At 42.5% G+C, this 11273-nt stretch carries 10 protein-coding genes; 8 read left to right on the top strand and 2 right to left on the bottom strand.

What is annotated here, in order from left to right; genetic code table 11:
- The first annotated feature begins 19 nt into the window (after positions 1 to 19).
- Entirely contained in the window at positions 20 to 1582 is a 1563-nt protein-coding gene (locus G9X62_RS04270) for a pseudouridine synthase (RefSeq protein WP_223131553.1), read from the top strand.
- Between the two features lie 119 nt (positions 1583 to 1701).
- Here G9X62_RS04270 and G9X62_RS04265 read toward each other — a convergent pair whose 3' ends face one another.
- Positions 1702 to 2628, bottom strand: a complete 927-nt coding sequence (locus G9X62_RS04265) for a helix-turn-helix domain-containing protein (protein WP_223131552.1) — start codon at positions 2626 to 2628, stop codon at positions 1702 to 1704.
- Positions 2629 to 2922: 294 nt separating this feature from the next.
- Between G9X62_RS04265 and G9X62_RS04260 the strand changes: the two genes are divergently transcribed.
- From G9X62_RS04260 to G9X62_RS04230, 7 genes are all read left to right on the top strand, one after another.
- Complete coding sequence (locus G9X62_RS04260; RefSeq protein ID WP_130895380.1) at positions 2923 to 3948, top strand: rod shape-determining protein; 1026 nt, start codon at positions 2923 to 2925, stop codon at positions 3946 to 3948.
- A 3-nt stretch (positions 3949 to 3951) separates the two neighbouring features.
- Positions 3952 to 4791, top strand: coding sequence for a rod shape-determining protein MreC (gene mreC, locus G9X62_RS04255; RefSeq protein WP_223131551.1), 840 nt, complete (start codon positions 3952 to 3954; stop codon positions 4789 to 4791).
- A gap of 1 nt (position 4792) precedes the next feature.
- Positions 4793 to 5302 (top strand): hypothetical protein, encoded by a 510-nt coding sequence (locus tag G9X62_RS04250; RefSeq protein ID WP_223131550.1) that lies wholly within the window; start codon positions 4793 to 4795, stop codon positions 5300 to 5302.
- 69 nt (positions 5303 to 5371) lie between these two features.
- Positions 5372 to 5977, top strand: a complete 606-nt coding sequence (locus tag G9X62_RS04245) for a sigma-70 family RNA polymerase sigma factor (protein ID WP_223131549.1) — start codon at positions 5372 to 5374, stop codon at positions 5975 to 5977.
- A 332-nt stretch (positions 5978 to 6309) separates the two neighbouring features.
- On the top strand, positions 6310 to 6876 hold the full coding sequence (gmk, locus tag G9X62_RS04240) for a guanylate kinase (RefSeq protein WP_223131548.1): 567 nt from the start codon (positions 6310 to 6312) through the stop codon (positions 6874 to 6876).
- Positions 6876 to 7448 carry a nicotinate (nicotinamide) nucleotide adenylyltransferase gene (nadD, locus tag G9X62_RS04235; RefSeq protein ID WP_223131547.1) on the top strand — a complete coding sequence of 191 codons (573 nt, stop codon included), beginning with the start codon at positions 6876 to 6878 and terminating at the stop codon, positions 7446 to 7448. Before gmk ends, nadD begins: the two co-directional genes overlap by 1 nt.
- 17 nt (positions 7449 to 7465) lie before the next feature.
- Positions 7466 to 9409, top strand: coding sequence for a ComEC/Rec2 family competence protein (locus G9X62_RS04230; RefSeq protein ID WP_223131546.1), 1944 nt, complete (start codon positions 7466 to 7468; stop codon positions 9407 to 9409).
- 32 nt (positions 9410 to 9441) lie between these two features.
- Here the strand turns inward: G9X62_RS04230 and typA are convergent, their stop codons facing one another.
- Entirely contained in the window at positions 9442 to 11250 is a 1809-nt protein-coding gene (gene typA, locus G9X62_RS04225; RefSeq protein WP_223131545.1) for a translational GTPase TypA, read from the bottom strand.
- Between the last annotated feature and the right edge of the window lie 23 nt (positions 11251 to 11273).

Raw genomic sequence — 11273 nt, 5'->3', positions numbered from 1 at the left:
GCAGTGATGTTGTACCATTATGAGAAAAAGAATTTCAAACGACGATAACCGTCGTGACAGCCGACCATCAGAAGGTCGTGCATCCACAGGAAGATCTGCCGGCAGATCAGATAGCCCTCGCGAGTTCAGAGGCCCACGCAATGACTCAGGAGCTCCACGTGAGTTCAGAGGTCCACGCAACGATTCAGGTGCCCCACGTGCACCACGTTCAGAATCATCCAATCGTTTTTCAGGAGATCGCAAACCATTCAATCGCGATAACCGCGAAGGTGGCGGAGAGCGTCGTTCATTCGGGGATCGTAAACCATTTGATGGGGAAAGAAAACCATACCAAGGTGGAGGAGAACGCAAACCATTCAATCGCGATAACCGCGAAGGTGGCGGAGAGCGTCGTTCATTCGGAGATCGTAAGCCATTTGATGGGGAAAGAAAACCATACCAAGGTGGAGGAGAACGCAAACCATTCAATCGCGATAACCGCGAAGGTGGCGAGCGCAAGCCATACCAAGGAGGCGAGCGCAAACCTTTTGGCAGAACTGAAAATCCAACACGTACACCCTATAAAGGAGATAATCGTTGGGATCGCAATGCGGCACCAAAGGTAGAAGGTTCGGAAGAATCGACAACACCGCGTGATGAGAATCCAACAGCACGCATTGAGCGTCGCTACGAGGAGCGCACAGAGCGTTTCGCAGACCGGGAAGAGCGCCCAGAAGGGGCTCGCAATCCACGTTATTCAGATCGCGAGACCTTTAAAAGTCGTTCGCGTTTTGATGCAGGTCCAGCTTACGAGCCTCAATATAAATTAGATCGCTACAAGGAGCGTGCTCCTTCGAAAATCCAAAAGAAAATCGCCCAAACCGATCGCCGTTCAGACGTGATTCGTCTTAATCGCTACATCGCTAACGCGGGAATTTGTTCTCGTCGTGATGCGGATAAATTGATCGAGGCAGGCGAAATCAAGGTGAATAACAAGGTGGTAACCGAAATGGGCTACCAGGTAAATCCTACGGACATCGTGAAATACGGTAATCGTAAGTTGAACCGCGAAAAACCTGTTTACTTATTATTAAACAAGCCCAAAGATTTCTTAACTACCACCGAAGATCCGAACGATCGTAAGACCGTGATGGAATTAGTGAAGAACGCGACAGAATCGCGCATTTACCCGGTAGGTCGTTTAGATAGAAACACGACAGGTTTATTGTTGATTACGAATGATGGTGAATTAGCGGATAAATTGACGCACCCATCGAATGAAATCGAGAAGATTTACCAAGCGGAATTGGACAAGCCATTAACAGACGAAGATTTCGAGAAAATCAAAGAGGGTTTAACCTTGGAGGATGGAGAAATTAAAGTAGATGATTTGGCCAAAGTAACTCCAGACGGTTACGTCATCGGAGTAAAAATCCACTCTGGTAAAAACCGCATCGTTCGTCGTATTTTCGAACACTTGGGTTACGAAGTGACTAAATTAGACCGCACGACTTTCGCTGGCTTGACTAAGAAAGATCTTCCTCGCGGAAGCTGGAGATTCTTGACGGAGAGAGAATTAGTGAAGTTGAAGTATTTGCTGTAGTTGAAGCTCTGCTTCGACTAACAGTAGCCAGTACCCAGTATCCAGTCACTGTTTACTGATTACTGGTAACTGACTACTAACAAAAAAGCCGTTGAATTTCTTCAACGGCTTTTTTTGTTCTAAATATTCATCAACGATTCTCTTCGTCTCATTTTTCCGGCTGGAATACCGAACATCATTTTGAAACGACGGCAGAAATACGCCGTGTCTTTATAGCCCACTTCAGAACCGATGGCGCGGATGGATTTTTTCGTCGTGCGAAGTAATCCTACCGCCGCTTCCATGCGTTGGTACTCGATATAATCTTGTGGGTTGATACCCGTTAACATCTTGAAATATTGACCTACGTAGTCTTCAGAAACGTTAGCGACGTTTGCCAAAACCTTATTAGATAAATCACCACCTAAATGATCCTTGATGTAAGCGAAGATATCGATTAAGCGTGGATCTTTGAAGTAAGTGGAGTTTGTAGCTAATTGCTCTACGAATAAACGGTTTTCGATGATGTAACGAATCACTTCGATCACAATCTCTTCCGTTTTGATCTTGATGATACGTCCTTTACCAATCGCATCTGAAAGATCTTCTTCTAAAATTTCGCGGATGGTTGCCGCTAATTTATCGTCACGTTTAATTAAGAACGGAGGAATGTCTAGCGAAGTAAAGAAGTTAACTGAGTCAAAAACTTTCGCTTCGAAGGCTACCATCCCGAAAGAATTCGGTTGTGTTCCGATTTGTGTAGGATCTGTATTTTGGTCAAAATACAATTCCCGGTGCGTCATAAACTCTTCGTTGTTTACCGCTTTCGGTTTTTCTGCGTTTCCGTAGGTTACGCTGATCATTTTACCTCCTGGGATAAAAAGCATATCGCCCTCTTCCACCGGTGTTTCCTCCTCACCAAAAGAAACCTCACCTTTGTACAATATCAAGAGTGAATTTTCTACGTCGTAGAAATTCTTGATACGAATCGGTTGTAATATTCTAATGTTCCTCGCTTTGATGAATTTAACACCTAAGGACTCGATGATCTTGTTATAATCTTCCATAATTTATCACCAAACGGAGTAATTAATACGATTTTTCTACTAAACTTGGACAAAACTAATAAATCAGATAATAATTCCAAATTATTTTGTCGATTAATTTGCCCAGTTTGTCCTATTTTTTTTCTCCGATTTTATTGTAATATATTAATAAGAGTGGGATTTTGTTGATTCAGGATTTCTGAGATCCTGCTTTGGCCTATTTTATAATTATTTCGTGGAAATTGTAAAATTCGATTTTTTTAAAATTTTACCTCAATTTTTATGTAAATTTGTGTTTTACAATCACAAAATCAGATGGGATTATTTAATTTTCTTTCGAAGGATATAGCCATGGACTTAGGTACGGCGAATACCTTGATTATTCACAAAGATCAGGTTGTCGTAGATGAGCCCTCGATTATTGCGTTAGATCGCAATACGAACAAGGTTTTAGCGGTGGGTCGTCAAGCGATGATGATGCACGAGAAAACGAATGATAATATTAAAACCATTCGTCCATTAAAAGATGGTGTGATTGCTGACTTTACCGCCGCTGAGTTAATGATGCGTGGTTTAATCAAGATGATGGATAAAGGAAATTCCTTCTTTTCTCCGGCATTACGTATGGTAATTTGTATTCCTTCTGGTATTACGGAGGTGGAGAAAAGAGCCGTAAAAGACTCCGCAGAACACGCTGGAGCGCGTGAAGTATATATGGTACATGAGCCGATTGCTGCGGCAATTGGTATTGGAATAGATATTGAACAACCGAATGGATCTCTAGTGGTAGATATCGGTGGTGGTACTACAGAAGTAGCCATTATCTCATTAAGCGGTATCGTTGTTGAAAACTCGATTCGTGTCGCTGGAGATGAATTTACACGTGACATTAAAGATTATTTGTTACGTGAGCACAAGCTGGTGATTGGTGAGCGTTCAGCGGAGCAAATCAAAATTCAAGTAGGTTCTGCTTTGCCAGAATTAGAGAATCCTCCAGCAGATTTTGAGATCCGTGGTCGTGATCAGATGACGGGTATCCCTAAAGAAATCCTGATTAATTATTCTGAAATCGCTTATGCCTTAGATAGTTCGATTACGAAAATCGAGGTAGCTATTATGGAGACTTTGCAAAGAGCTCCGGCGGAATTATCCGGAGATATCTTCCATAATGGTATTCACTTAGCTGGTGGTGGTGCAATGTTGCACGGATTAGATAAGCGCATTGAGAAAAAGACGCAATTAAAAGTGCACGTGGCAGATGATCCGTTGAAAGCGGTAATCAGAGGTACGGGTGAAATCTTGAAAAACTTAGAGAAATACCGTCCGGTATTGATTACCTAGGGGATGAATCAACTGTTTCAGTTTTTATTGCGTCAGCGAAATCTGCTTCTGTTTATTTTGCTGCAGGTTATCAGTCTTTGGGCTGTGTTCACCTACAATAATTACCAGCATACCCTTTATTTTAATACGACGAATTCCTGGGCAGCTTCCCTTCTGTCTACAAGGCAGGAAGTAGCTACTTACCATCAATTGAGAGAAATCAATGGGGAGTTAGCACTTGAGAATCAGAAATTACATCAGCAGATTTTTCAACTGCAGGCTCAAGTTCAGCAGAAAGCTGATTTACCTGTCTTTTTTAGTAAGGCATCATTGGATCGCTACAAGCCTATCGCTTGTAAAGTAATTGATCAAAGCACCCGGAATTCCCAAAATTATTTGACGATTGAAAAAGGCTACCTGGACGGGATCAAACCAGGAATGGCGGTTATTTCCTCCACTGGAGTAGTAGGGAAGGTAATTTCGTGTACGGAGAATTTGGCTTTAATTGTTTCCGTTTTGCATACGAGTAATACGGTATCCGCTAAAATCAAGTCTTCTGGCGAGCTCGGTTATATCAAATGGCCTGGTTATCAGCCTGAGGTGGCGGAGTTGATGGATGTCTCTAAATACAAAAAAGTAGTGAAAGGAGATACGATTGTTACATCTGATTATAACGCGGTGTATCCACCCAATATTCCTATTGGTATAGTGGCCAAAGTCGGTTTGCAAGACGATGGAACTTTTCACGATATTAAAGTGATGCTTTTGACGCATTTCTCGACGCTACGCTATGTATATGTGATCGAAAACAAGTTTGCGGGTCAGCAGGCGAAATTAGAACAATCAAAACCTAAAATCGACTAAGATGAGCGCTAATTTTCAATACAAATGGTGGATAGCGGTCGTTTTAACGATAGTGGTGCAGCTCTTGTTCTTACGGGATTTGGCCTTATTCTATTATGGTTTCTGTTTCATCTATTTGTGGGCAATCATTAAAGCGCCTATTGAAACACCGCCGGTCTATTTGATTTTAGGGGGATTTGCTCTCGGTTGGTTGTTAGATGTTTTCTATAATACGCATGGAATGCATGCGTTTGCCACGGTTTTAGTAGCCTGGTTGCGTCCTACCTTATTTAATATCCTGACCCCTGCGAATGGATACGATGAACGCTCTTCCATCAGCTTGGAGGAGATGAAGTGGATGTGGTTTTATCCGTATCTCACTTTGATGTTGTTTACGCATCATTTCGTGTTATTTCAGTTAGAGGCAAGTGAGTCGAGCTTATTTGGCCTTAGTCTATTGAAAGCCTTTTTAAGTACTATGTTAGGCGTACTTGTGTTTACCTTATTGGAATTATTCAACAAGGGGAAATAAGTCTTTTTGTCACCTTTTCGTTTTGGCGTTTAAATTGTAAGCATAGCGTTATCTTATAGATAAACCGCCATGAGTACAGAAATAAGTTCAGCCGTTGCGCTGACAGAATCGCAAGCCAGAGCCCTCTTCGAAAAGGAGTTTGTGCCCCATATGGATGCGATGTATAATTTTGCCCTTCGACTGACGAATGACGAGGATGATGCGCATGATTTAGTGCAGGACACGTGTATGCGCGCGTTTCGTTTTATTGGGTCCTTTGAGCCTGGGACGTATGCCAAAGCCTGGTTGTTCCGCATCCTCAAGAATAATTTCATCAATGATTACCGCAAGAAATCCCGCGGTCCATCCAAAGTTGAATTCGAGTGGGTGGAGCAATCCTTTGCGGGTGATGACGATCCAGAGCCTGCCTTCCAGGCGGATTTGCAAGCTGAGACAGTTAATGAGATGTTAGGGGATGAGATTACCTCTGCTATTCAAGCGTTGCCTGTCGATTTCAGAATGATCATTATTCTATGTGATTTAGAGGAATTTAGCTACGAAGAGATGGCCAAAATTCTGAATATTCCCATCGGTACCGTGCGATCACGACTTCACCGTGCGAGAACTTTGCTAAAAGAAACCTTAGCCTCTTATGCTGCTAAAAAAGGCTACAAAACTGACATGTTGTCAGCCTAGCTCGGAACTATTTTTTTACCATCGATGTTAAAAACACTATGAAGACGAATTGTTCCCATCAACCTGATTGCATGAAGCTGATCCAGCGTATCTTGGATAAAGAGGCGTCTGCTGAGGAGGAAGCGCGTTTTTTAGCTAATATAGATAAATGTATGCCTTGTCAAGAAGGGTATAAATTGGAAATTGCCCTTCGCAATGCGTTGAAATCCAACTGCACATCAAGCTGTCCTTCCGGTTTACTTGAAAGTATTCGTTCAAAAATATCATCCATTCTACTCCTTATATTGATCTTAATTCCCTTATTTTGTTGGTTCATTTAATCATCGAAATTTTTGGAAGGTAAACTCATCATATTTTCGGCCCCTTCGGGCTCTGGTAAAACCACCATCGTTAAAGAATTATTAGCGCGCAATGCTAATTTAGGATTCTCGATTTCTGCGTGTACCCGCGATAAACGTGGTCGTCACGAAGAACACGGAAAGGACTATTATTTTTTAACGCCGGATGATTTTCGGGAAAGAATCGCTAATGACGAGTTTGTGGAATGGGAAGAAGTGTATGCAGGGGCGTATTATGGCACCTTAAAGTCGGAAATTGAACGCATTTGGGCTTCGGGGAAACACGTCATTTTTGATGTAGATGTCCGCGGAGGATTGGCCTTGAAGAAGTATTATGGTGATCGCGCCTTAGCTGTTTTTGTTAAAGTCCCTACATTAGAAATCCTAGAGGAGCGTTTGCGATCTCGTGGTACAGAAGATGAGGAGGCCTTGTCTAAGCGTATCTTCAAGATGAAATTTGAGTGGTCTTTCCAAGAACAATTCGATGTGATTTTAGTGAATGATAAGCTAGAAGATGCGGTCGCTGAAGCGCAGCAATTGTTCGATAAATTAACAAAATAATGAAGGTAGGCCTGTTTTTTGGTTCGTTTAACCCGATTCATCAGGGTCATTTGATCATTGCGCAGGCGGTTTTGAATCAGACAGAAGTAGACCAAATTTGGTTCGTCGTTTCTCCCCAAAATCCCCATAAGAAAAGTAAATCCCTACTGCACGAATTTGATCGTTTGGATTTAGTAGAACGGGCCATATCCGATAATTATGCCTTCAAATCATCAGATATCGAGTTTAATTTACCTCGGCCTTCTTATACCATTGACACGCTCGTGCATTTAGCGGAGCGTCATCCGGAGACAGAGTTCAAGCTAATCATAGGTGGAGATAATTTAGAGCAGTTCAAGAGCTGGAAAAACTATAACCAAATACTTGATTATTATGGTCTCTACGTGTATCCGCGGGGAGAGGAGCCAACGTCTGACTTATGGGCGCATAAGAATGTTCAACGTATTGAGGCGCCTGTTTTACATATTTCTGCGACTTATATCAGGGCCTGTATTCAACAAGGACAGTCCATAAAATATCTAGTTCCTGATGAGGTAGAGTCCCTCATCTCTGTTAAAAAATTCTACCTTTAGGCTTTTCCGCCTAATCGATGATCTCCTATTTTTCTCGGTTCCCTTTTGTCCGAATTTTGCTGTTTTGGATGATCGGAATTTTGCTTTCCGGATTTGACTACTGGCTTCTGTTGGGTTGTTTGGGTTTTCTGCTTCCAGGGAGAGTTGGTAAAAGTGTCGGCATCTCTTCCTTGATTGTTGTTTTTGCAATGTCTTGGGCTGCTTATTTGAAGCCCGTGTTGCCAGTGCTGCCGGGCGATGGTTTTGTGTTTCGAGTCGGTGGATCTGTAGAGGAGAAACCGAAGTCTTGGTCTGTGTTAGCTAGAGGTAAAGGTATCAGGGATTCATCTGGTTCGTGGACTCCTATGTCAGGGTTGATACGCTTATATCTCGCCAAACAACTACCTAAACCAGCCTCTGGGGATCTATATGCGGTGAGACAAGTGGTTAAGCCATTTCCCTTACCACTCTTTCCATATGAAAAGGATTGGGGTGCTTATTTCACCCAAAAGGGGATAGGAGGGACAGCCTTTGTTTCGTTAGATCGAATTCGATTATTGAAAAAGGGAACGGTAGAATCAACTTTTTTCGAAAAGGCGCAGGGTCATTTCGTTGGGCTCCTTGAACGTGCCTTCGAGCCGGGGCGAGATCGGGATGTGGCCGAAGCGATGCTGTTAGGCGTGAAGACAAAGATCGATTTTGAGACCTTGTCTGCTTATTCGGCTTTAGGAGCTATTCACATTTTGTCTGTTTCGGGTCTTCACGTGGGGCTATTGTATATGGGATTAAGCCTTTTATTGGGATTTTTGCTTAAACGGAGGCCGGCCGGTCCTTACGTATTTTTTGGCTTAATGATGGCCTTGTTATGGTGCTATGCGGGGATTAGCGGTTTTTCTTTGCCAGTGTTGAGGTCAGCTTGGATGTTTTCGGTGATTTTGTTTGCTAAAACCTTTCTTCGCAGACAGGAAAGCCTGAATACCTTGGCTTTTAGCGCCTTCGTTCTATTGTTCTTGCATCCAGCCTCCTTGTTTGATGCAGGATTTCAGCTGTCCTATTTAGCGGTTTGGGGATTAATTGCGTTTCAACAGCGCTGGGCTTCTGTTTTTCAATTCTCTGGATGGCTACGCTGGCCGCTGACCCAGATTTGGGAATTAACCTGCGTAGCCTTAGCTGCTCAAATTTTTACTTGGCCCTTGATTGTGTATTATTTTCATCAATTGCCTCATCCGATTTCCTTTTTCCTATTGAACCCCTTTTTGATTTTGTTCTCTTCTATTGCCTTATTTCTGGGTTTTTTGCTGTTGGCGATTGGTTCTTTTTTGCCGGAATGGGCCTTTCAGCCATTGGCGTATTTACTGAAGACAAGTTTTCAATTGTTGCATGGTTTGATGTTTAGCTGGGTGGAGCGGGTCACCTCAGTTATGCCTTTTTTGCGGATTTCATGGTTTGAAATGGGATCTTATTTCACTGTGATTGCCCTATTGGTTTGGGCGCCGCGTCGCTGGAAAGTGTGCGCGTTCATCACGCTAATTTTTTGGCAAACACCTGAAACGATACCTCAGTCATATCTCAGTTCGGTAAAAGGGGAAGCGGTATGGGTTGAGAATAAAGGCGAGAAATCTTTCGCTTCTTTGCCTGCGAGTACGGATCCTGCCTGGATTCAAGCGCACTTAAGTCCGATGTGGGCAAACGTGGGCGTGACCGATACGCTGACGCGACGATGGCCGGAGAAAGGTAATCTACAATGGAAATACAGAAGTGAAACGTACGCTTATGTTCGCGAACCCACAGAAGCTACTGGGCAGCAATATTTGATCTTAGGTAAAGAAGTAAAATACCGCGATAAAGAATGGTTAATAAGCTGGCAGAAGGCCACCTGGTATTTTCTGAAGAAACCTTCAGCCTATTGGCTAGGGGAGCTAAAGCCCTATTTACCTCAGAAATATTATTTTTTGGACGAACAATCGGCAATCGTATTATAAAAAAAGGCTGCCGGTGAGGGCAGCCTTTAAAATTAGCTTGGCTTTTTTTCGTTACGCTTACGTTCGTTCGGGTCTAACCAAATTTTACGCATACGTAATGACTTAGGAGTGATTTCTAAGTATTCATCCTTTTGGATAAATTCCATACACTCTTCTAATGAGAAGTTTAATTTAGGAGCAATTTTGGTATTCGAATCCGTACCTGAAGCACGCATATTTGTTAATTGCTTCGCAGCTTGAAGGTTCACTTCGATATCGTTTTGGCGATTGTGCTCACCTACAACCATACCTGTGTATACTTCTTCACCTGGATCGATGAAGAACACCCCTCTATCTTGTAATTTATCAATCGCGTAAGGAATCGCAGGACCTGTGTTCATCGAGATCAATGATCCGTTGATACGGCCTGGGATAGGACCTTTGAATGGTTCGTAAGCGATGAAACGGTGTGCCATAATCGCCTCTCCAAAAGTCGCTGTCAATACTTTAGAACGTAAACCAATCAAACCACGAGATGGAATGTTGAATTCTAAGTGTTGTAAATCACCTTTAGGTTCCATAATCAACAACTCACCTTTACCTTGAGTTGCTAATTCGATTACTTTACCTGCTACCTCTGCTGGAACGTCTACTACCAATGATTCCACTGGTTCTAAACGCTCTCCGTTTTCTCCTTCTTTAAAGATAACCTGAGGTTGACCTACTTGTAACTCATATCCTTCACGACGCATCGTTTCGATCAATACAGACAAGTGAAGAATACCACGGCCAAACACTAAGAATTTATCTTCGCTTTCCGTTGTAACCACTTTCAAGGCTAAGTTTTTCTCTGTCTCTTTGAACAGACGATCACGGATGTGACGAGACGTCACTAATTTACCTTCTTTACCAAAGAATGGAGAGTTGTTAATCGTGAACAACATATTCATCGTAGGCTCATCAATCGCGATACGCGCTAATGCCTCTGGATTTTCTGCATCTGCAATCGTGTCACCGATTTCGAAATCTTCGATACCTGTTACCGCGCAAATTTCACCACACTCTACTTTCTCTACTTTTACTTTTCCTAGACCTTCGAAAACTTGAAGTTCTTTAATACGCATTTTCTTCGTTGTACCATCTGCTTTGCAAAGCGAGATTTGCATCCCTTCTGTCAAAGTTCCACGCTCTAAACGACCGATCGCGATACGACCTACGAATGAAGAGTAGTCTAACGACGTGATCTGCATTTGCGGAGTACCTTCTTGTACTTTAGAAGCAGGAATGTGCTCGATGATCGCATCTAACAATGGAATGATATTATCCGTTGGTTTTTTCCAATCAGTACTCATCCATCCTTGCTTAGATGAACCATAGATACAAGGGAAGTCTAATTGATCTTCTGTTGCCTCTAAGTTAAACATCAAGTCGAATACACTTTCGTGTACTTCGTCTGGACGACAGTTTTCTTTATCTACTTTATTAACAATCACGATAGGCTTTAATCCTAAAGCAATCGCTTTAGATAAAACGAAACGTGTTTGAGGCATTGGGCCTTCGAAAGCATCCACTAACAAGATAACGCCATCCGCCATACGTAGAACACGTTCTACCTCACCGCCAAAGTCGGCGTGACCAGGTGTATCGATAATGTTGATTTTTACTCCATTATAACGAACAGATACGTTTTTAGACGTAATCGTAATCCCTCTTTCTCTCTCTAAGTCGTTATTGTCAAGGATCAAATCTCCAAATTCTTGATTTTCTCTAAAAATTTTGGATGCATGAATGATTTTGTCAACTAGGGTCGTTTTACCGTGGTCAACGTGGGCAATAATGGCAATGTTGCGAATGCTTTGCATAAAAATGTATTCGTTGAATGAAA

Origin of the sequence: Aquirufa lenticrescens (assembly GCF_019916085.1) — a bacterium.
GTDB classification, from domain to species: Bacteria; Bacteroidota; Bacteroidia; order Cytophagales; family Spirosomataceae; genus Aquirufa; species Aquirufa lenticrescens.
The sequence above is the reverse complement of the archived record's forward strand: the minus strand, read 5'-3'. Positions and strand labels throughout refer to the sequence as shown.